Source organism: Paenibacillus sp. NMA1017 (genome assembly GCF_058895805.1).
In genome coordinates this window covers 588445-612149 of the sequence record NZ_JBZXYR010000003.1, presented here as the reverse complement: position 1 = coordinate 612149, position 23705 = coordinate 588445, and the positions used below count along the sequence as shown (strand labels likewise).

Annotated in this window: 16 protein-coding genes; all 16 read right to left on the bottom strand. The window is 45.3% G+C overall.

Annotated features, from left to right (window positions below; all coding sequences use genetic code 11):
• Positions 1 to 71: 71 nt before the first annotated feature.
• A complete protein-coding gene (locus tag AC5ELV_RS11685) occupies positions 72 to 1418 on the bottom strand; it encodes an efflux RND transporter periplasmic adaptor subunit (protein ID WP_493430318.1) in 1347 nt (448 codons plus the stop codon).
• A 19-nt stretch (positions 1419 to 1437) separates the two neighbouring features.
• Positions 1438 to 4575 (bottom strand): efflux RND transporter permease subunit, encoded by a 3138-nt coding sequence (locus tag AC5ELV_RS11680; protein WP_493430317.1) that lies wholly within the window; start codon positions 4573 to 4575, stop codon positions 1438 to 1440.
• Between the two features lie 352 nt (positions 4576 to 4927).
• Positions 4928 to 8947 (bottom strand): S-layer homology domain-containing protein, encoded by a 4020-nt coding sequence (locus AC5ELV_RS11675; protein WP_493430316.1) that lies wholly within the window; start codon positions 8945 to 8947, stop codon positions 4928 to 4930.
• Between the two features lie 190 nt (positions 8948 to 9137).
• Complete coding sequence (locus AC5ELV_RS11670; protein WP_029514606.1) at positions 9138 to 10268, bottom strand: glycosyltransferase family 4 protein; 1131 nt, start codon at positions 10266 to 10268, stop codon at positions 9138 to 9140.
• A 137-nt stretch (positions 10269 to 10405) separates the two neighbouring features.
• Entirely contained in the window at positions 10406 to 11167 is a 762-nt protein-coding gene (locus AC5ELV_RS11665) for a WecB/TagA/CpsF family glycosyltransferase (RefSeq protein WP_493430315.1), read from the bottom strand.
• Between the two features lie 8 nt (positions 11168 to 11175).
• Complete coding sequence (gene csaB / locus AC5ELV_RS11660) at positions 11176 to 12312, bottom strand: polysaccharide pyruvyl transferase CsaB (RefSeq protein WP_493430314.1); 1137 nt, start codon at positions 12310 to 12312, stop codon at positions 11176 to 11178.
• Positions 12288 to 14303 (bottom strand): DUF5693 family protein, encoded by a 2016-nt coding sequence (locus AC5ELV_RS11655; protein ID WP_493430313.1) that lies wholly within the window; start codon positions 14301 to 14303, stop codon positions 12288 to 12290. The genes csaB and AC5ELV_RS11655 overlap by 25 nt, the downstream gene beginning before the upstream one ends.
• A gap of 259 nt (positions 14304 to 14562) precedes the next feature.
• Positions 14563 to 16281: a phospho-sugar mutase gene (locus tag AC5ELV_RS11650; protein WP_493430312.1), complete on the bottom strand. Its 1719-nt coding sequence runs from the start codon at positions 16279 to 16281 to the stop codon at positions 14563 to 14565.
• A 98-nt stretch (positions 16282 to 16379) separates the two neighbouring features.
• On the bottom strand, positions 16380 to 16826 hold the full coding sequence (gene fabZ / locus AC5ELV_RS11645; protein WP_013312312.1) for a 3-hydroxyacyl-ACP dehydratase FabZ: 447 nt from the start codon (positions 16824 to 16826) through the stop codon (positions 16380 to 16382).
• Between the two features lie 899 nt (positions 16827 to 17725).
• Complete coding sequence (locus AC5ELV_RS11640) at positions 17726 to 17938, bottom strand: DNA-directed RNA polymerase subunit beta (protein WP_061831651.1); 213 nt, start codon at positions 17936 to 17938, stop codon at positions 17726 to 17728.
• A 10-nt stretch (positions 17939 to 17948) separates the two neighbouring features.
• Complete coding sequence (locus tag AC5ELV_RS11635; RefSeq protein ID WP_493430311.1) at positions 17949 to 18776, bottom strand: flagellar hook-basal body protein; 828 nt, start codon at positions 18774 to 18776, stop codon at positions 17949 to 17951.
• A gap of 13 nt (positions 18777 to 18789) precedes the next feature.
• Entirely contained in the window at positions 18790 to 19674 is an 885-nt protein-coding gene (locus AC5ELV_RS11630; protein WP_493430310.1) for a flagellar hook-basal body protein, read from the bottom strand.
• A gap of 120 nt (positions 19675 to 19794) precedes the next feature.
• A complete protein-coding gene (locus tag AC5ELV_RS11625) occupies positions 19795 to 20793 on the bottom strand; it encodes a rod shape-determining protein (protein ID WP_023990703.1) in 999 nt (332 codons plus the stop codon).
• A gap of 170 nt (positions 20794 to 20963) precedes the next feature.
• Positions 20964 to 21251, bottom strand: coding sequence for a sporulation transcriptional regulator SpoIIID (gene spoIIID / locus AC5ELV_RS11620; protein WP_007432737.1), 288 nt, complete (start codon positions 21249 to 21251; stop codon positions 20964 to 20966).
• Positions 21252 to 21452: 201 nt separating this feature from the next.
• On the bottom strand, positions 21453 to 22193 hold the full coding sequence (spoIIQ, locus tag AC5ELV_RS11615; RefSeq protein WP_493430309.1) for a stage II sporulation protein SpoIIQ: 741 nt from the start codon (positions 22191 to 22193) through the stop codon (positions 21453 to 21455).
• Positions 22194 to 22263: 70 nt separating this feature from the next.
• Entirely contained in the window at positions 22264 to 23670 is a 1407-nt protein-coding gene (gene spoIID / locus AC5ELV_RS11610) for a stage II sporulation protein D (protein ID WP_493430308.1), read from the bottom strand.
• Positions 23671 to 23705: the final 35 nt, after the last annotated feature.

Below are 23705 nucleotides of genomic sequence, written 5' to 3'. Positions count from 1 at the left end.
TACTCTAATACACTTTAAGTAGTAGGAATGACGGAGTAACAGTGATTTACGGTAAATATAATCAAGACAAATTACTTCACTACATTAACCTTCGCGCCATCCGTAAGCAGACTAACGCCCTTAACGACAACATTTTGTCCTTCAGCAAGCCCCTTGGTTATCTCAATCTGTTTGGCACTTTCCTGGCCTGTCTGCACTTCTACCCGCTTAGCCACTGTTCCTTCCACTACATAAGCATACTTTTTCCCTGCCTGCTCCGTAATGGCATCCTGCGATACCAAGATGTTTTTAGGAGCTTCTGATTTCATGTATACAGTCACAACCATCCCTGATTTTAATTCACCTGCACCATTAGGAACCGAAATCTCGACAGGATATGCCTTGAGATCATTATCCATTACCGGATTGACGGCCGATACTCTGGCCTCAATTCGCTTATCTAAGGAGTCCACACCTACAGTCACAGATGAACCCACCTGCAACTTAAGAAGTTCAGATTCGGAAACGTTAACTTTAGCAATAATAGGATTGGTATTCGCTATTGTAGCAACCGCGGATTGTGCACTAACCATTTGCCCCTGGGTTCCTGTTACTACTGATATTGTGCCAGAAATCGGAGCTTTAACTACAGAATCCACCAGTTGGCTACGTGCTGTGTCTAAACTGGCCTTAGCCTGATTCACAGAAGCTCGTGCTACATCAATGCCCGTTTTCTGTTGTGCAAGACGTAATGATTTTTGAGCATTACTATATGTTGTTTGCGCACTTTCCTTGGACGTTTGTGCATTGTGAAGTGTGATCTGTGCATTCTCCACCGCAGTTAAAGCCCTTCTATGCGCTATTTGAGACTGCTCTAACTCGGATTGAGATAGAGCGCCCGCACTAAACAACTGTTGATTGCGGTTGAGTGTATTTTGAGCATCACGCACGGAACTCTGAGCATCGACCAGACTGGTCTGAGCTTGGGTGATAGTGTTGTCTTGCTGGACAAGCGCACTTTTCGCTTGATCCACACTAGATTCTGCCTGCTGCACTGATTGTGCTGCGCCAGACTCTGCCTGCTTTAAATTGGCCAGGGCAACTTGGTACGACTCCTGAGATTGCTTAATCGAGTCCTGCAAATCCTTTTGGTCTATAGTAAACAATGTGTCGCCTTTATTCACTTTTTGCCCCACTGTAAGGTTAATACTTTGAATTTTACCACTTATTTTTGGAGATACCTGTGCCGTCTCTTTCGGAGCAAAGCTACCAATGATACCTGTTGAATCGTTAATGCTGCCTTTGGTGACTTTTGCCACTTGAACCGGAGTGGCTTGCTGCGCTGAAGTTGGAGCGGCAGGGGCCTCCCCCCCGCCGCAACCAGCTAATGCAACTGATAAAAGCAAAGTTGTAGCAATCAGAGCACTTTTTTTATTCATTATGTTTCTCCACCTCACCTTATATATGAACACTTTTTTGTAGTTTCGCTTCTTTTTTTAGTTCTCTCTTCGCTTGTCTTTTCAATTTCCGATTCTTACGTTTTTGTATCATATTATCCAAGATAACGTAGACTACCGGAACAAGAATCAATGTAATAACAGCCGCGAAGGATAAACCGAACACAACAACAACTGCCATCGGTGCTTGTGATTCGTTACCACTGCCTGTAGCAAATGCCATTGGAAGCAAAGCTAGTACAGTAGCTAGCGTGGTCATCAAAATTGGACGCAACCGCTCAGACGCTCCATGAACAATAGCTTCATCCCGATCTTGGCCTTCTTTTCGGAGCTGAATTATGAAATCAATCATAACAATGGCATTGTTGACGACCAGACCGACGAGCATAATATAACCGGTTAGAGCAGATACACTAAGACTAGATCCTGTGACTACCAAACCAATAAGCACACCTATTAATGTCGGTGGAACTGAAAACATAATAACAAATGGTGTAAGCAAGGATTCAAACTGACCTGCCATAACCATATAAATGAGCACAACAGATAGCAATATAGCTATTGCCAGATTTGTAAAGGACTCCAGCATTTGCTCATTTTGTCCGCCTCCTGTATCTGCACTATAACCTTCAGGGAAATGAGTGTTTTTCAAGAGGGCATCTATTTTTTGGTTAATGGTAAGAATGTCTCCTGTTCCATCTACGTCAGCAGTAATTTGCACTTGACGTGTTTGGTCTTCACGAGTAACTGTATCCGGTACAGTCCGTTTATCAATACTTACTACTGAAGACAAAGGCACATCAATACCTTGTGAAGTAGTGATCCGTAAGGCTTGAAGATTTGACAAATCATGACGATTTTGCTCTGGTAACGATATCTTCACATCAATCTGATCTTCGCCTGTACGATAGCTTGTGGCGACTGATCCATTAAAAGAAGTATTCACTGCAGATAAGATTTGAGTTGCTGATAAGCCATATCGACTCGCAAGCTCACGATTAACGGTAATCTCATATTCTTCGCGAACGGCACTCAAGCTACTTTTCACATTGACTGTACCTGGTATCTTTTTCACGTCCGCAACGAGATTGTCTGAGAGTTCTCTCAGGACGTCAATATCGTCACCTTTTAAGTTAATATTAACAGCCGCTCCGCTTGAAAGGCCTGTTGTAGACGCCATTGTAATCTCTGCATCCGGAATGCTATCAAATTTCTTACGAAGGCCCTCAACTACACCATCTGTTGGCTGATGTCCATCCTTCAGTGTTACGCTTAGATCCGCCGAGTTGGTTGGAGCTGCACCTGAAAAGGCCGAATTTCCACCAGAACCAACCGTTACTGTCATTTTATCCAGATCAGGAACTTTCAAAATTTCTTTTTCTATATCTTGAACAACCTTTTCAGTTTCTTCCAAGACCGTTCCATTAGGAAGTTTCACGTTAACTGTGAATTCACCAGTATCGGATTCCGGGATAAATTCAGCCTTAACCAAAGGAACCAGAGCCCCTGCTGCCACAAACATTAATAAAGTAATGATTAAAACAGATTTTCTATGGTTAATTCCCCACTTCAGTATACGACGATACCCACCCTTAAATTTCTCGAAGCCGATATTAAACCATACAATAGGGTTAATACCTTTATAAGTACCTGAAGAATATATGGATTCATCCGGTATGGTAGGTAACCAGCGTGAGCCGAGCATCGGCACAATCAGAAGCGATACAAACAAGGCTGCAATATGAGAAAAAATAACGGTTAATGCCAACGGTTTAAATAGAACTCCCGCAATCCCATCAACAAAAACAACTGGTAAAAATACTACGATCTGTGCAAGTGCAGACGCCATAACGGCATTACCCACCTGCTTGGAGCCATCAATAGCTCCTTGTAGCATGCTTTTCCCTTCATGTCGCTGCCTAAAAATATTCTCAATAATAACAACGGCAAAGTCGACAAAGGATCCTAACCCCAGAAGCAAACCGCTGAGTGAAATAACATTAATGGTTTGTCCGGTGAAATACATCATCATAAACGTAGCTACGAAAGAAATTGGAATAACGATAGCAGCAATAATGGTAGAACGTATACTATTCAAAAATAAAAGTAATACAATAGCTGCGATGATAAGCCCCAATATAGCATGCTCTACTAGTGAGTGTACGGAGTCGCTAATCGGTTTGGAAGCATCTGTTACCATCTCTAATTGAGTTCCTTGAGGCAATTCCTTCCGTATCGAATCTAAACTATCCTTCACAGAATTGGCGATTGAAAGGGTATTCCCCCCTGTAGCTTTAGTAACAGAAATATTGACACTTGGCTTTCCATTAAAGGTAGAAATGGTTGTAATATCATCCAAGGAATCTTCAACTGTCGCAATGTCCTTTAGCTTAACGCTCCCCTTCCCTACAGGGATTGGCGTTTCACCCATTTCTGAAACAGCTTTATATTCACCCTGAACCCGAAGTTGGATTTCTGTATTGCCTCGGTACACTGAACCAGCAGAACCAGCTACGTTATTAGACGATAGCGCTTGGCTGATTTGATCCAGCGTAATACCATAGCTTTGAAGCTTGGCTTGGTCTACAGTAATCTTCACAAGCCGTTCTTGCCCGCCTGACATGCTGACTGAAGCTACTCCCGCAATTCTTTCAAGCCGCGGCTGAATAATATCCTCAGCAATAGGCTTCAGCTTGTTAACATCCTGGTCCCCTGTAAAAGAGAGTGTAATAACCGGCGTTGCGTTAAGATCCAATTTAAGTACGCGCGGTGAATTTGCCGCCTTGGGAAGAGACCCTCTGACCCCATCAATTTTATCTCGCATGTCGAGGGTTGCCTGATTTATATCTACTCCCCAATTAAATTGGATTATGACCATAGATGATCCTTCTGAAGATTCGGACTGGATCGTATCTACATTCTCAATAGAAGCCAGGCTCTTTTCAATAGGTTTGGTCACCAATTCCTCGACTTCCGTCGGTGTCGAGTCCGGAATACTGGTCGCTACCACAGCGATAGGCAACTTCATATCCGGCATCTGCTCGACAGGAAGCCTTAACGCAAAAATACCGCCCCCGATTAGCAAAGCAATAATTAACATAAATACTGTTACAGGACGGCGTATTGAAAACTGAGACATCTCATCACTCCCCACTCACTTCTCTATGTAATATTTAAGCACACACATCCACTACTACGATGAAATAGGCGTAAAGTTTCAGATAAATGTGCAAAAAAAACATATAGAAAAATAATAAACACATTTTGAGATAAATACTTAAAAAAAAACAGTTAATTACAGACGTTTAAGCCAAATCCAAAACCAAAACCGTTGTAAGGCTAATCCAAAGTTTTTACCTCATTGATATTATGGCATAGGCCCTTAATCCCAGTCAAATAGCTGATTTATAAAAAACATCCCTCTCATGTATATGAAAGGGAATTACCATTTCGCATGGAGGGATGTTTAATAATTTCAGGTGTTTTGTTGATTAAATTTTAGGAAGCAGCTTTTTATCAGCCATAACTTTAGCTACAATAATGGCTGCATCTCCACGCAAGGTCAGGGAAGTAGGATTGAACATATATCCTTTTTTCAGATCGCTTGCATCAACAGGTGAACCCGTAATAAAGCCTTTCTTGGCAATAGCCAACACAGATGCTTGCGCATAGTAATCAATTTTGTCCGCATCTTTAAAGGTTTTAGACAGATTCTTCATGATCTTGTCATGATCTGTTTCCAGCTTCAAATTCAATGCCTTGGCGATAATGACTGCTGCATCTTGACGTGTGATTACATCTTCCGGCATAAAGATTCTTGGTTGCGAACCCTTGACAATACCGGCGCGTGCAGCTGTTTCGATATAACGATAATCATAGAGCGCATCTGCTGATATCGTATTTGGAATAGACACGTCGTCAAAATGCTTCGCTCCACTGAAATTAAGCGGAATTTGCAGACCTTTGACAATCATAGACGTGAATTCGCCTCTCTTAATGTAGCTGTCAGGTCCAAAGCTATTAATTGGATCCATTGGGTTCATGACACCTTTGGCCAAGATAGCTTCGATGTAATCTCTGGCGTATTTGTGCTTAATGACATCACTATACGTTTCTCCAACTTTAGCGACTACATAGTAACCGAATCGATCAAACGGTACTTTAATGGTGTGTTTCTTCGGATCCACCACACCGCCAATGTTCTGCCAGTCTTTAAGATCAGAATCAAAATAGAACACCGACATTTGTTTCCCTGCATCCTGAGCAATACTGCTATCATACGTCAGCGTCAATGTAGCACGCTTGGAAGGTACTAACTCGTTAGATGGGTCACGCCAGTAGAAGTTTTTGATCTTGCTGCTATCATTTTGCGACTTGTTAGCCAATTGATAAGGATCAGCACCATATGTCACCGGATCGTAAGCATCCGTTTTGATATCATCTGCTGTACCTGGGTCAATCCAGAATACTGGACTGGACTTGGTAAAACGACTTGGGAAATCCCGGTTGAAGTATCTACTTCCATCTGCAATCAAGCTCTGCATATCGGACAATGCTTTTTCAGTTTCAAATTCATGACGGTCTACCACACCATCTTCGCTATTTGCTATCGCAAAGTACAAAGTATGGCCAGAGAAAACTTGGTTTTTGAATTGCTGTGGTTGATCGTAATCCCGGCGAATCAGACTCGTTCCCTTCGCAAAAGCAAGTGTAAGATTACCATCAAACACTTTGTGTGATGTTTTCATCGCTTCCATGTACTGTTCGCCAGGAATATTTGTAGGCACATATTTAACAGTAATGGTCTGTTTCAGTTTTTCTTTGCCTACTGTAACCACTACGTCAATTTTATTATCTTTGTTGGCTTTTAGACCTGTAACGATGGCTTTGTAAGTTGATGGGTAATCAACGGTGCCATCATAATCAGAGTCGAATCCCTCTTGAACTGCTGTTTCTTTACCTACCATAACACTATCTGCATTACCTGCGTTTACAACAACTTGCACAAAGTTTTGATTCACGATTCTCTTTTCAGGGAGCGGACGCAAAATATCAAAAGATGTGGATTGGCCGGATACTTGCAGTCGGAAAGTAGCAAATGGTCCGCTCTTGCCGCTATTGTACAAGGTAATGTTATAAGCTACTGGTGTTCCATCTTGCGAAATAGTTTGGTTTTTCAACACAAAGCTGAAATACTTTTTGTCCGGATGGTAGTACACAAGCAGGTCTTTTAAATCTTTATTAGTAAATTTATCTGTAGTAGAACCGGAATTGTATGTTGTCTTAGCATCTTCTGCTGAGAAAAACTCGTTACTCAGCGTCCAGTTAACTTCACTGTCATCCGATCCCTTAATCTCCAAAATATATTGATCTTTATTGGCAATATCACTTAACGAACCATTTACCTGATCTGCTTTACCCAAATCGGCAATACTGAAAGTACCAAATACATTGATATTTTTCAGAGATGTATTGTAGTTCGTATCATCCACTTTGGTGAAATTAGCATCTTTTGATTTCGGAGCAATTTCGCTATATTTCGGTGTATTGCTCAAGCCGCTAACTGGTGTAAAAGGGATGATTCCTTGTGTATTTGGAACAGGAATTACTGGAATATTCGTCTGTGTAAAGTTTACTTTTACCGTATTGCTGTACTCAATACCTGGCTTGTACACAAACTTGATTTCATTATTCCCGTTTGCCAGCGCATTGGCTGCAGCTGTTTCCGAGGAAGCAGCTAACTTAAAGTCCGCTCCTGAACCATCCAGATCAACCAATACATTATTAACATACAGGAATACATTTCGGTTACTTCCAGTGTAATGAATATCTGCTGCGTTGCTCACATCAAGCAATTTACCTTTAAAGTAGCCCAATTGAGTCAGTTTATAGGTATTCAAGTTTGAGCTGGAAGTATTCAACGGGATCTGTTGCCCGTCATAAATCGTATCATATTTCATGAATGGACCCTGCAGCAGATTTACTGTTGCTTTAATTAACTTGGATGAGTCACCATTCAGGTAAAAATTCAGTACGTTTTGTCCTTCTTTAGGCAAAGTGTCTACATAAGCTACGATTTTCTTCACTTGTGTTGACTTACCATTGATTGTCCGAATCACATCTTGAGGTGATCCTACAGTATGAACTGTCGCACCAGAAAGTTCACTAATTGAAGAAGGTGCACCGTTAACAACGATGAACTCCATACCTACAGGAACAGATGGAGCATCTGTAGTCTTGTTCTTCATAGAGCTTCCAGTTAACTTCAGAGCTTCATCTATGGCAGCTGCTTGGTCAGACCCGCTCCCTTTAATTCTGCTCAACAATTGATTATTAAAATCAGGAAGATAGTTTACATCATCAATATACGGCTGAGTGCTGCTGCGCAATGTAAATTGGACAGCCGATGGAGCCGGAGGTGTACTGCTATCCGTATAGGTTATCCCCAGGGATGCCCTGGTCAAATGATCAATAACAGCTTCTGAAGGTACAGTCACCTGAAATGGATATACTTTATAACCACTTGATGTAACCACATTTGCAGTATCAATTGTGGCATCAACTCCAGTCGCACTACCCACAGCGCTACCATTGCTACTCACATCGGTAAAACGTGCATTGATTGTGGCCACTCCTGGATCGGTTGCACCGCCCGGCACCAAAACATTACCTTTTAAAACCACACCACTTGTAGACGATACGGTAAAGTCAGGCGAAGTGGTCAGATCGGCAGAAACATTCCCATCCTTGTTCAAGGTCAAATCAGAGAATTCCGGTTTTCCCGTATAAATCGTAATTTCACGTGTAACTGTAAGAGCCTGAGTTCCGTTATTTACTTTAATATTCACTATATTTTTACCTGGACTCAGTACAACACTACCTGTTAGTTTATAGCCAGTGTAAGAGGATACATTATACGTATTACTGCTTTTTGCAGACGTGAGCGTTACACTGTCGGCATTAGGCGCCGTACCTTGAATGACTACTTTAACATCATCCGTACCGCTATTGCGAGCGTCTGTTAACACAGCTGTCTGGTTCTCTACTAATTGCTCTGTTTCACCATTCAGCGTAGCAGACAGATCATAAACCTTGGGTCCATCCTGGTACTCTACGTAAATAGAATCCTTCATCTCAGCCGAGTTTTGGCTACTTTGGAATGTAATTCGGTTCAAACCAGGAAACAGTTTGATGTCTGTAATTTGAAGTGTAGAGCCACTGACCGTAATTCCGCCTTTTTGACTCTCATTTTTATTCACCACATTAAGGGTCGTTCCATTTTTAGAGAGCTGGAATACACTATATGATATCGTGCTTCCGTTCACTCCGTTAATCGTACCGTTAACTGTAATACGGTCGGTGTTCACCGATCTGGCCGAATCCGCATCATACTTCTCATTTGGAAAAATGAAATAAGTTCCTGTCGCAGCATGAGCCGTACCTACCAGGGCCGCCGGCACCAAGCCAATGATGAGACCAACCGTCAGCAACATGGATAGCAATCGTTTCAAATCATTGTCCTCCTTTGATTCTGTCGCACCTTGGGGTACGTAATCATTCAATACTTTTTTTATCGGTAGTAAACATACAAAAAATTAGTAAATTCTCAAAAAAGGAGGGAGTTTTTTTACAGCAAACATCAAAAAAGCCTTCAAACCCGCGGTATACCGCCAAGCTTGAAGGCTTACTTTTAAATTAAAATTATAATTTCGAACGCGTTTGGGAATCTGGCTTAGCCAGCAACCGAATCAGTGTGTTTATAACTGGGCGTTTGGTTTTGCCAACAAGACCAATAACCTCTGCACCAATCTGTAGGAAGAACATCATAATACAAATCACGACAAAGGTGACCCAGTTCGCTTCATTAAGCGCAGCAGACGATTGAATCACGGCCAATACACCGAAAAATGCAGCAATACCGTAGATAATCAACACCGTCTGTCTGTGACTGAAACCTAGTTCGCGTAAGCAGTGATGCAAATGACCTTTATCCGGAGAGAAAATCGGTTTTTTCTGCAACTTGCGACGAATGATAGCAAAGAATGTATCTGACAAAGGTACACCGATAATAATCAATGGCGTAATAAAAGATACGATAGCAATTTGCTTGAAACCAAGCATGGATAGCATGGCCAGACAGAAACCTAAAAATAATGACCCTGTATCACCCATAAATATTTTCGCAGGATGAAAGTTGAAAAATAAGAATCCGATAATACTGCCCAGCAGTACAAGACAAAGCATAGCTACCATGTAATTGCCCATCAATATCGACATCACAAAGATAGTTCCAATCGCAATGCCTGAGACACCTGCAGCCAGTCCATCCAGACCGTCAATCAAATTGATGGCGTTCGTTACACCTACGATCCAGAAAATCGTAAGCGGAATGGAAATCCAGCTCTCCAAAGATGAGTATGCATCCTGAAAAGGTACATTTACAAAATCTACACGAATATCAAAAGCAAACACGACCATACACGCAACGGCAATTTGAGCCAAAAATTTCAATTTTGCATTGAGATCAAAACGATCATCGAGAGCACCAATCAGTGTAATCAGCGTACCGCCAATCAGAAAGGCAGCGATAAAGTTAATATCCCGAGAGGACAGCATTCCGTCAGGCACAAAAGGTAACACCGCCAATAAGGACAACAGAAATGCCAAGAAAATACCCAGTCCGCCAAGACGCGGCATAATTCGGGTATGTACTTTTCGGGCATTCGGTACATCGACGGCTCCAACCTTCACAGCGAATTTCTTGACGAGCGGTGTCAGTAACAGCGCAAGTCCCAGTGCCATGATGAACCCAATAATATAGATCAATAACATTTGATCATTCGACCCCCAATTTTAAAGCAATCCCTTTTCAGATGTAACCGCATTGAATTATACTCTGATCAAAAATAAATACCAAGCTTCATATTCTGGCAAATTAGCGGGTTTTAGAGGCAGATTCAAGCTATTTATCACACTTTTGTGACGTTTTCTTTTTCACGCATCACTTTCACGGCGAATTTCGGCAGCGCAAGCATTCTTTTGTAACGGCTTGGTTCTTTGAGGAGCCTATATAACCACTCTGCCCGAAGCTTTTGAAACAATTTAGGTGCGCGTTTGGTTCTGCCCGATATAACATCGAAACTACCGCCAACCCCCATCATTACCGGTACACTGAGCTGTTCCTTATATTTACCAATCCAGGGCTCCTGTGTGTCGGCTCCACGTGCTACAAACAACAAATCAGGATTTGCCTCACGAATGGCTGCAATTACCGCTTCATCCTCTTTAGGCCCAAAAAAACCATCACGCTTGCCACAAACCGTAATTCCGGGATAAAGCTCATGTACCCGCTGTGCGGTCGCTTGAATCACCTCAGATGTTGATCCGAGTAAATAAACTTTCCAATGATAGTTTTCTCCAGCTGCAAGTAATTCATGTAACAAGTCAAAGCCCGCTACCCGCTCAGGTACAGGATGTCCTACATAGTTTGCAGCCCAGACTACGCCAGTCCCATCCGGAACAATCAATTCTGCCTGTTTCATCACATTCATGTACACTGGATCTTCCAATGCAGCCATTACCATAATCGGATTGGCAGTGATCACTTGATGGGGCCGGCGAGACTCCACTGCTTGAATTAATACATTTAATGTATCTTTCATATTAAGCCTTGATACCGGAACACCGAAAATCGGGACGGTAGGCACATTCGTAACCTTATCAACTGTCACTGTATCCATCATCCTTTGCGACACAAGTAATTAACGATATGCTGCGCCGGTAAGCGAGCCTCGCTTTTTAACAAAGCGATGGCTGCTCCCTGGCTCTCGATCCACTGACTTCGTTGATCCAGCAACCGCATAGACTCATTAGCCAGCTTTTGTCCATCCATTGCCTCTGTAGTGCCTACAGGCTGGCTACCGACACGGCTGAGGAAATGATCAATTTTGGGATCGTAGGATATCCCCAACGGGGGCACCAGATGGGATGCTGCATAGATCAAGCTGTGTAGTCGCATCCCGATCATCAGACTGCAACGGCTAACTTCCAAAAGCATCTGTTGAGGATCGGTGACTTGATCGCACATGCTTACAAGGCTTCCTGTCCCCCTAATATCCCCCAACAAATCCATTACCATCCTTGAAGCCTGCTCGTCATCAGGCAGATGGAAAGGTAAAAAGCGTAAGTGTACACTGCGCTCAGCAGCTAATCTTTTTAGGCCGTCCGCGATAGCCGTTAAATCGCGGCGTTCCTTATCCCAGTAACGCACAGATACGCCAACGACCGGAAGTTTATCCTTATCAGTCTCAGTTGCTGCTTTATGCAGCTCGGAGCCCGGGGGCAATGGAAGCCCCATTACCGGATCAGGAACAACTTCGATAACCGGGTTCTTTAGTTTCATAGCACCCAGTAGTGCGGCAGACTGCTCATCTCTTACAGAAACATATTCACAGCGCTGAAACACAGAACGGATCATAGGGTAAAATATCTTCCGTTGTACTGGACCAATGCCCTGAGCATATACAAACGTCGGCTTTCCAGCCCATTGGGCCAGTTTCAGAATCGCCAGATAATACGGAATACTTTTAGGGCTTGTTGCATCCTGGAGCAAACTCCCGCCGCCACTTATTAGCCCATCGCTATTTTTAATCGCTCTACGAACTTCCCCCAAACTCATCCGCGGTACAGCTTCTACTCCGTACATTTTCTGTGTCCAAGCAGGGTCAGAAGACAGAACAACAGGCTTGATTGTAATCCCCGCCTGACGGCTCTCCTCTTCTAAAGCAGTCAGAATCGACTTGAGCACCGCTTCATCCCCACTATTGTGAAACCCGTAATAACCCGAGATGATTATCGTTTGAGCTGTGGTGACCATTTCTTCCAACACCCTTCCAGCACTTGCCACACGACAATTGCGATGATTCCCAGCACCAGACCGAAGCCCAATCCTAACAGCCCGCGACTAAGCGACAGTGCCGCTGGAGAGTGAATGTGAGCAAAGGTATCCACCATAGAGGCTTGGCCAATAGCAGCTATAATCAGCAGATAAATCGCTTTTCGATATTTCAAAGCCAGGAACGCCCCTGCAATAAACAGTGGGTGAGCCATCAAGAATTCCTTATTGCGCGGACGTACACCAAACGCATTTTCAAGGAAGTTCCGGAATACCAACTCCGTGTTCGACACCGTGCCCGCATTTCCGGTACGAGTCAAATAGTAATAGCCTGCGGCTGCGATAATAGCCAGTGCGATAACCCACAATACAGTAATCGGCGTACGTAGCAGCTTAGAAATTTCCTCCCGTATAGAAACGCCACGATAAAAGAAAATATAAATCGCCGCCAAGAAGATCGGCAGAATGTGAAGCAAGCTTACACCTCTAAATTGGTTCAGCACAAGGCTGTAAGCAATACTATTCAACAGAGCAATAACAAAAGGCACTGCAGCCAGCGACAAAATCGCTGTCTGTACGTACAGTATAAGCGTTTGAATCAAACGCTGACCTACAGAGAGTTCAGTGCCCTGTTCACGTTTAATTCTGATCGTACGCACGGCGATGATCATTGCAACCGTAGGTCCGCTAATCGCCGCGAGTAGGGCCAGGCCTTGCTCCATCAAGCTGGAGTTCAGAACATAAAGTCCTGCTGAACCTACTAAACCGAGTGCAAATGCCAGCAAAGTCAATGCCGGGACGAAATAGGACACCATAATGGAGAAGAATGCCAGTGCACCCAGCACGACAATCATTTTCAGATAGCGCTGAATGGACGAATCGACTACTTGAAACGGTTCAGCCTGTCCGAGTTCAAACCCCTTTTTCTCCATCCGTTGTACAGCGTTACCCGGCTTGTCCAAGCTGTGGATCAGGTTATCTACCGAATCCTTCACCTTGGCTTCAGCAATACTACGGCTAGGCGCGGTATTCAGATACAACATGCGAATATTACGGTCCTTGGTGGCCAGTGCAAAACGATCGGCCAACGTTTCCACATCGAGCGTTGCATCTTTATCGCTCAATGAGTATAAACGCACAACGTTATAGTGGATATCGTAAGCAAGCTTATTGAAGCCTGCTTGCGGTTTCTTCAAGTTTTCGATAGCAGCTAGGCCAATATCGTATTTGTTCAGCAATTTAGCAAATGCCGCTAAGCTATGCTCTTTCTCGTTATCGGTGAAGCCTTTGACTGAATCACCTTCAAATAAAATGCGTTTTACACCATTCTGCTGAAAGGAAGCAAGCATCTCTTCCGTCAACTCCTGGTTGTAAGGAAGACTGTCGCTCATCCGTGGAACAATAAAAAATCCTTTGCTCCGAAGCTGCTTCATCGCAATCGGGTCAGGCTGCATGGGCTTGAGATACGCATCCTCTGGGGATGTTTCCACAACTAGACCTTCCTGTCCCTGGTAAGTCCAAGGTTTTACATTGATGTCCAGGCTTGTAAACGTACGTAAAATTAACGGCTTTAATGCCTCGGCATTTTCTTTGTCAGCGAAAACAATATACGTAAAATTCTCATTAGCAGGTGAAAGCCGTTTTTCCATATCGGCAACGTTCTGAGTCGTATAGGTTACAACGCGGCCCGCTTTACGGAAATCATCCAACGTACTTTCATACATCGCCATGCTGTTCACACCCGCTTGCTGTAAGCGGTCAAGCTGCTCATTCAGATAGTCCTGCGGGTGAGCCTGATACGAGGCTGCCTCCGTCAAATCCCGATAATCGAATACAATCTCTACTTTTTTACTCGAGGATTCTGTCTTCACACGATCGGCGATGACTGGAATGGAGGCCAGCAAGCCGACAGCCACCAAAATCCATAACCATTTTCGAGAAGCCGTATTCCAATACTGCCATTTCTGATACACCAAAGAACCTCCTTAATATTCGGGATTTTGCAAAATTCAATGCTACCCACCTTGTCGTACTCTGCCTTTTGGTAGGTCACTCATTGAATTTTGCAAAATCCTCCGTTGCCGGAATAAGCCTATTTTCCCAAAGCCTCTTCCAGGTTATTCTGCAATACAGAAATGACCTCCACGGCGTACTGCCCTTTGCCGTGAGAGGTCACCGATTACTATATCTTATCCAATTACCTTAACCTATTCTATTATAAAGGGATTTTTCTCAAGCGTCTACGCGAGCCATAACAGCATCGACCAGGTGGCTGATTCTTTGCTCCGCGTCTGACAGTGAGGAACCGCGTACCGCAAAGTATACTTTGATCTTCGGCTCTGTTCCCGAAGGGCGCAGGCAAAACCACGAACCGTCCTCCAGTAAAAATTTGAGTACATTTTCCTGTGGAAGTCCATCCAGACCTTGTGAGTAGTCCAGCACCTTATCTACCTTCACGCCTGCAATCTCTTGAGGTGCGTTGCTACGCCAATCGGTCATTTTGCCCTGAATTTGTGCCACTCCGTCCTTACCCTTAAGGGTACGAGACTCCAGCTTCTCAAGGAAGTAGCCAAACTGCTCGTACAGCTCTTGTAAAACATCATAGAGCGTCTTACCTTGTGTGCTGTAATAAGCAGCAGCTTCAGCGATCAACATAGCCGCCAAGACAGCATCCTTATCACGAGCATAATTCCCTGCCAAATAACCATAGCTCTCTTCATAGCCAAACAGGTAGGTGTACTCGCCAGTTTGGTCAAACTGGTTCATTTTCTCGCCAATATACTTGAAGCCAGTTAGCGTGTTAAACACGGTTGCTCCAAAATGTTCGGCAATGACTGCGCCCATTTCGCTGGTTACGATGGTTTTAATAACCGCTCCGTTATTCGGAAGCTTGCCTGTTTCTTTCAGCTGATTCAACAAGTAGTAAACCATGATCGCGCCAGACTGATTGCCGGACAATACCACATATTCGCCATCACGGTTTTTTACAACTGCACCCATGCGGTCAGCATCAGGGTCTGTTCCGATCAACAGATCTGCACCAATTTTCTCACCCAGTGCAATTGCCAGCTTAAACGCATCACGTTCTTCCGGGTTTGGTGACTTGACAGTCGAAAATTCAGCATCTGGCAGCTCTTGCTCAGGCACAATATGCACCTGTTCAAAACCGATTTTCTCCAGTACACGACGAACCGGTACATTTCCAGTGCCATGGAGAGGTGTAAACACAACTTTGAAGTTTTTGCCTGGTCCGGCTGCAATCAACTCACGGTTCACACTCACACTGGCTACCGTATCTACAAACGCTTCATCTTCCTCTTCTCCAAGCCAAACCAACAATCCCTGTGCCTCTGCTTCTTCACGTGTCAGACTGCGAATGTCAGCAAAAGAAGGAACCTCACGGATATAACCAATTACCTGTTCAGCTTGATCAGGAACAAGCTGACCCCCTTCATCGTTGTATACCTTGTATCCATTATACTCAGGAGGATTGTGACTCGCTGTTACAACGATCCCTCCACTGGCTCCCAAATGACGTACACTAAACGAAAGCTGTGGCGTTGGACGCAAGGAAGGGAACAACTTAGCCACGATACCATTGCCCGCCAGCACCAAAGCCGCATCCAGAGCAAATTCTGGTGAAAAATGACGCGAATCATGTGCAATGACAACCGAAGGTTCGCCTTCTTTACCAGCATGCTGTTCTAAAATAAAGCGAGCCAGCCCTTGAGTCGCACGTCCAATGACGTAACGGTTCATCCGGTTACTTCCTGCTCCGATCACTCCACGCAGACCGCCTGTACCAAATTCCAGCTCTTTGTAAAAACGATCCTCCAGTTCCTGCTCGTTGCCTTCCAATGCGCGCAACTCCTGTTTGGTTTCTTCATCAATATAAGGGTCTTGCAGCCAGCTCTCAATGCCTTCTAATGCTTTTTTACTCAACTGCGTCATACGGAATTTCCCCTCTCCATTTTTGGGTTGTCAAAACAGGATTTCTATGTACACATGCACTCGGTTCAGACGTCGTGCTTATGTCGGCAGAGCTTTATTTATTGGGGAGGGTCAGATAAAGCAAACATAATTTCGCCCTCAGCTACTACCGTATCGCCTACTTTAGCCGTAGCTTTCCCTTTGCCAAATGCGCCTTTGGAACGAGTGATTTCCACTTCAAGCGTCAGCGTATCCCCAGGAACCACCTGTCCACGGAAACGGAAACCATCCAATCCTGCCAAGAACCCGATTTTGCCACGATTGCTCTCTAGGTGCAGTAATGCGACTGCCCCAACTTGAGCCAGTGCTTCGGTAATCAACACACCAGGCATAACGGGATACCCCGGAAAATGTCCAATGAAATGAGGCTCATTCATCGTTACATTTTTAATGCCTACTGCTCTTTTCCCTTCCTCCAGCTCAATAATACGATCCACCAATAAAAATGGCGCTCGATGTGGGATAATCTCCTGAATTTGATTAACATCCAATTGCAATTTGTCCATTTACCTTAATAACTCCTCCCGCTTGCAGGTTTGACTCTGTATCAGTCATGAGTTACTGCAAGCATAATATTACCCCGCCTGCGCTGCATAAAAACAGCTCTTGGCGGCAACAATGTTAAATATCCTTCACCTACTGCAGAAGTGGAGGTTGAGATAAGGGGCTTTTTCCGCCGGTTATGCAACCTGAGGCGCGAAGAAGCCCTTTTGCCCGTGCTTGGTTTTACCCCGCAGTGTTATAAACTTCCCCATCATTATACAGTTATCAGATGCAAAAAGAAAATTACGCGGAAGTACCATATTGAGTGCTCCTATTATGGTGTGAAGCGGGAATTCATTTGAGCTAAAGGTAGGGGAAGGGCTGCGTGATTTATTTGATCTTCCGATCGCTGTTGCCCCTTAATTTTTCATTTTATAAAACCTGTAAGGTTAAAATTTAGGGGCAAAGGCGAATGCTATCGCTTCTCCAGATTCAAATTAATCCCTCCGCCAAGTTACTTTTAGCTCAAAGAGAAGCCTCGCTTCAATAATGCTCGCTTGTCGTGAAAGACGAAACAAAACCGAAGGCCTCTGCGATGGCCTACATTGGCCACAATCCATGCGTGCTACGCTGAAGGCCCCTCCCTTAAAAGCATAACAAAACCCTGCGCCACTGGCACAGGGTTTTGTTTTTATATACTCCCCACACAATGGCGGGTGGTTTATTTTAATAAGAGTGGCACTAATGGCGGTAGCAGCGGAGCGAAGGATTTGAATCTGGAGAAGCGTGAGCGTTCGCCTTTGCAACGGGATTTTTACATCTAAAAACTTAATAATAGGAAAATCCCGTTGCAACAGCGATCGTAAGATCAAATCATTCGCGGAGCGGTCTTTTCCCGCCCCCCCACTCTTTTAAAGTAAACTTAAGGCGCAAAAATAAGATCAATGACATGCTGCCAGGTTTTCCATTCGAATACACCCGACAACCCTTGCTTACCTACAATTACATATCCTGCAATTAAGCCGCCTAACAGCGATAACAGGAGCAGCAACGGAACTATGAAATAACGAGCAGTACGCCAGCGGGACTTCGTCTTTTCAGGCACCGGACGGGAATCAGATTGTTCTTCTTTCATCACCAAATCCTTATGCCCTCAAATTGTTGGCCAGGTTCATCATCGTATCGCTAGAAGTTAGTGCCCGTGCCGCCAGTTGATACATCCGCTGAACTTGCATCATATCCGTCATTTCGCCCGCTAAATCCACATTAGATTCCTCAAGATAACCGGAACGCACAGATACATCCGCTGGAACAGCACCTGCCACACCTGCAGCTCCGAATACATTTGCCTCTGTCACACCATTCAACAACACGAACAGGTTATCATCCCGCTGTTCCAGTCCTTCTGGACGCTGTACATCCATTAGCTTGATTCTCTGACCAACTGTCGGATCCCCAATTCCATTAGCACGAATCAGCAACTCGCCATCCGAGTTAATAGCCACCTTGGAACCCGCTGGAGCTGTAATAGGAACATCATTGTTATCCAGCACGGAATAACCTTCAGCAGTGGTCAACATCATCGTCGCACTATCATTCGGATCAGGAATAAAATGAAAGCTACCGTCACGGGTCCAAGCTTTTTGCCCATTTCCCTGAACTTCAAACATGGCATTACCCTGGATCGCCAGATCGGTAGGAAGTCCCGTCTCCTTGAGCGGACCTTGCTCCATATTTTTCATGATTGCGGCCGTTTTAACTCCGTAGCCCAAATTATAACCGAGCGGCATGGCCCGTCCATTTTGGAGATACGTTGAAGGCTGTTGCTGCACATTGGCCAATACATCTTCAAAGGAACCCTGTTTACTCTTATAACCAACCGTATTGACATTGGCAATATTATCGGCAATCAAATCCAAACGCTGCTGCACACTGGCCATAGATACCATTGCGCCAATCATGGAGTTGTTCATCACTTACCCCCTGTTATACACGGCCTACTTCATTAACGGCCTTGTCCAAGCTTTTATCATAAAATTGAATTACCTTCTGATTCGCTTCATACGCTCTTAACGCAGCCATCATATCCACCATCGACTGTGAAGCATCTACATTAGATACCTCCAGGTAACCCTGGCGAACGGATACAGTATCGTTAGCAGTCATCATTCTAGCTGTGGCACCGTCAGTATCATTCAGTCGAAAATTCCCATTGCCTTCACGAACGAGCTGGTATGGACGATCAATGACACTAATACCGAGCGTCGTCCCCAATGTCTGGTTGGACTGGCTATCTACCAATTCGCCCCGCTCATTTACTTTAAGTGCTGAGACAGCCCCAGTCAATTGAATTGGTTTTCCATTCGTATCCAGCACCGCTGAGCCAGTCGATGAAAGCAATGCTCCCGCTCCATTTACTTGAAAATGTCCATCACGTGTGTAACGAACGTTACCATTACTGTCCTGCACCGTAAAAAACGCTTCTGGACGGTAGGTGACTTCACCGTTAGCATTGATGAATTTCCCTGCCTGATCAAAAGCCATAGGTTGACCAGTAGCTGGGTCATTCACATTAATATTGGACTGTATCGCAAAATCCGTCGCTTGTCCACTGTCCTTTAATGCTCCCTGAATGTAAGGGGAGAGGCTTTCCTCAGCAAAAACGCCAGTATTGAGCTTGCCGACCGTACGGTCCGGGTTATCAGGGTTACCACCCGTCATGGAAATAAGCATTTCAGGGAAAGAACGCTGAACACTGTTCTCCTGTTTGTATCCCGTCGTATTCATATTAGCAATATTTTGCGTCACGGTGTCATGGCGTCGTTGTTGTGTCATCAATCCGGCGGCCGCAGTATATAAACCTCTCAACATGTATCGTGCACCCCATCCTATACTCTGCTAAAATAATATGCTCGCGCGGAGGCACGAAAGCCAAAATGCTAGGCAACCTGTCTGACCGCACACGAGTCTCTTATAGTCACTATCGGCAGATTAGAACTTTTTCTTAACCACATGATCCAAATTATCCAGCATAATTCCTGTACCTTTAACAACACAATGCATCGGATCTTCGGCAACCAGTACCGGAACACGCAGTTCCTCAGCAAGCAGCTCGTCCAATCCGCTAAGCAAGGCACCGCCACCAGTCAAAATAACACCACGGTCAATAATATCAGCTGACAGTTCCGGTGGGGTTTGCTCCAATACAAACTTGGCCGCAGCAACAATCGCTGACACAGGATCTCTAAGTGCATCCTGCACTTCATCCGCAGAAATACTTAACGTTTTGGGCAATCCGGATACCATATCCCGTCCACGGATGTCCATCTCTGCACGACGTCCACTCGGATGCACAGTTCCGATAGCAATCTTGATATCTTCAGCCGTACGTTCCCCGATCAGAAGCTTGTACTTCGTTTTTACATATTTCATGATGGCTGTATCAAATTTGTCCCCTGCCATTTTAATGGAAGATGCTGTTACGACATCCCCCATAGAGAGGACTGCAACGTCAGTCGTTCCGCCACCAATATCCACTACCATGTTACCGCTAGGCTCAAAAATATCCATTCCTGCCCCGATGGCAGCCGCTTTTGGCTCTTCCTCCAAAAATACTTCCTTGGCCCCGCTACGCTCCGCCGCTTCACGAATCGCTTTTTGCTCCACTGAGGTAATGTTCGTCGGCGCACAAATTAGAATACGAGGGTGGCTGTACCAGCTTTTTCCCCCTACCCGATTGATAAAATATTTTAACATCGCTTCTGTTACTTCAAAATCAGCGATGACACCATCACGTAATGGACGGATGGCTATGATATTACCAGGAGTACGTCCCACCATACGGCGCGCTTCCTCTCCGACAGCCAGAACTCTTTTTGTATCGCTTTCTATCGCGACAACGGAAGGTTCGTCAAGAACAACCCCCTTCCCTTTGACGTGGATAAGCACGTTGGCCGTACCGAGGTCAATACCGATATCATTACTGAACATATTAAAAAGGCCCCCAAAGTGATATTTTAAAAGCTAAGATTCGACAAGAAGCGGCAAATATATGTATAAACCTACGGTTACATGTCATTTTTCGTCTTGTACCATCTTTTAACATATCATACTTCAGGGGGTTGATTCAATGGCTTTGCCAGCCAATTCACTATATATTTTTAGGACTTGCCGGAAACGAGAATCTCCCTTCGTTTGCCACTCGTTTTTTTGTACTTAATTTTCGTCGCTTCTCCCCCCCGCAGATGGCGGATGGATTTATGGTATTCGAGAATGTGCTTCACCTGATCGGCAAGATCCGGGTTAATTTCAGGCAGCCGTTCGGTCAGATCTTTATGCACCGTGCTCTTGGAGACACCAAATTCCTTGGCAATCGTACGGACCGTATTCCTTGTTTCCACGATACAGCGACCGATTTTGATGGTCCGTTCCTTGATGTAATCGTGCACGCTCCCGCCTCCCTACTGTGGATAGTTTGGTACATTATATGAGGAGCGTGCCTATATATTCGCGGTTTGGCGGGAAGACATGCTTCGGAAGGCCTATTTATTTGGCAAAAGCAGCTTATGTTTACCTTATGCACAAAAACTACACAAGAAAAAAGCAGGGAATATGGATTCCCCGCTCTGCATGCAAAGCCATGACCAAATTTATTTCTTAGGAAGCAGACCTGCTGGATTCACCGGCTTGTCATCCTGATACACTTCAAAATGCAGATGTGTTTTCAAATCCTTTTCAAGCTCGTTACGACCCGCTGAAGCAATCACATCGTTTTGTTTCACTTGATCGCCTTCTTTTACTTTCAGATCACTCAAGCTTTGGTACACCGTTTTGAGATTATTATCATGCGTAATTTCTACGACATTACCTACCAGCGGATGTTGTTCCACACGAGATACTTTGCCACTCAGGGCGGCTCTTACTTCAAACGCCTGATCGTCAGTCCGGGAAAGATCAATCCCAGTGTTAGCGGTAAATGTTTTATCGTACTCTACCATAGCTGCCGCCTGCTCATCAGCGGTCGCATTCTCATCAAAGAACGGCTTTACGACCTGTACTGCATCGGCATCTGCCACTGGCCATGCGATATTTTCCGACTGAGCAACGACTTCCACACTTTCTGGCTGTTGACCGTTAACATCGGTATTCACTGCACTTGTGCTTTGCACCGATGGACTAGCTGGGTCAGGTTTGAAAGACTTCTGGCTGGCATCCTGATAGACCCACACTAAGGTTAGTATAATGGCTGCTGCGGCAATGTAGGCTGCCGGGTATGCCCACCTTTTGGACAACAGCTTTTTCCACGAAGACGGCCGTGAAGCTCTTCCACCCTGAAAGGTTTTGGGTGTTTCTTCATGGTTTTGGTTCTGGTTTTTATTTTGTTCATTCATTTGCTCATCACCTCAGTAACCAGTGTTACCGGGTGCAACTCTTTTATACTTCAAAGTTTCGAAATATTTACTAACTTAGAATACGAGAGGCTTGCGCAAAAGAAATACCAGTATAATAGTGAAGAAGAATTTGAGTAGCAGTATGACCTTCCTTGGCCATTCCATTGGCTCCCCACTGACTCATACCAACACCATGACCATAACCATAGGTTGTTATAGCAATTCGGTCCCCTTCTGCCTTCCACGTAAACTCAGCCGAACGCAACCCCAGTTTGTTACGGATTTCCGGCCCTGTAAAAATTGAGCCACCAACCTCAATTTTTTTGATGCGGTGTCCTTCTGTCTTGGAGAGTATACGAATCTCTGGCATACTTCCTCCTCCAGTAGAGGCGGCAATTGCAGTACGACTCAACCCCAATCTATCGAACACACTCTGACGACTCAATGTGACGGTTTCTGTATAACGCGGGGCCAACTGCTTGTCCCATGGACTAGACACGCTTCGTAAATAGGGCACTGGCTTCGCCCATACATCCTCTGAATTTTCGGTATAGCCATTACTCGTAGAGAAAAAAGATGCCGTAATGGGCTTGCCTTCATATACCATAATCGTATCCTTGGTATCGCGTACGGCTCGCCGAATTTTAGCCAGGTCTGCGGATTTACCAGAATGCCCCCACTCTCTAGTAAGTTTAGCTTTGGAGATATAAGCCTGATGTTTAACAGTATCCGTCACATCTGCTCCCGCCGGGGCACCGCTAGTGTCGTCAGCCAGCAAACGCCGGGCAATGAAGGTGCGCGCGGCAATAGCCTGCGCTTTCAGTGCCTCGCCCTCGAAGCTGGGCGGCATTTCGGCGGCTACTACGCCGACAATGTATTGCTCCAGCGGTAACGTCTCCGTGCGACCGGTAGACGTGACGTACACACGCACGTCCGGCTCTGCCGCTACCGGTACGCTGCGCGTTGGAGCAGCGGGCACCGCTGGCATCGGCGGGACGCCCGGTAAGCGCGTGACGGGCGCCTCACCCTTTGCCGTCACGCTAGGCGCAGCCGGTGCTGCCATGCGACTGCTTGGCGGTACCGGCTGCGCCGTCTGCCGAGGCCACGCCATTAGCGCGGGCACCGCCATGGCAAGGGCCAGCACCCCTGCCATGGCGGCGAATGGCAGCCATGGGCGGCGGCTGCCCCAGCGTGGGGCACGCCCGGCAGAAGGACGTAGGTGCGGTAGCGGCACCTGCCGTGAGCTTGGAGCGCGTGTGTCATGGGCCGCTGCTCCAGCGATAGGCACGGCTGTTGTACGCCGATTGGGCTTGACGCCAGTCGGCAATGTACCTCTTGTGTCCGGCTGCTGTTGCATAAGCTTATTTTTCTGTAACGAGGTAGCTATAGAGCCAGAGCCTTCCTCCGCAAGTGAAGCCTGGCGATGTTCCTTAGGATGATGAATGGGTATACGGATGCGAACCTGTGAATCTTTCATAGGCTGAAACCTCCATCAAAGGGCTAAGTGTCCGG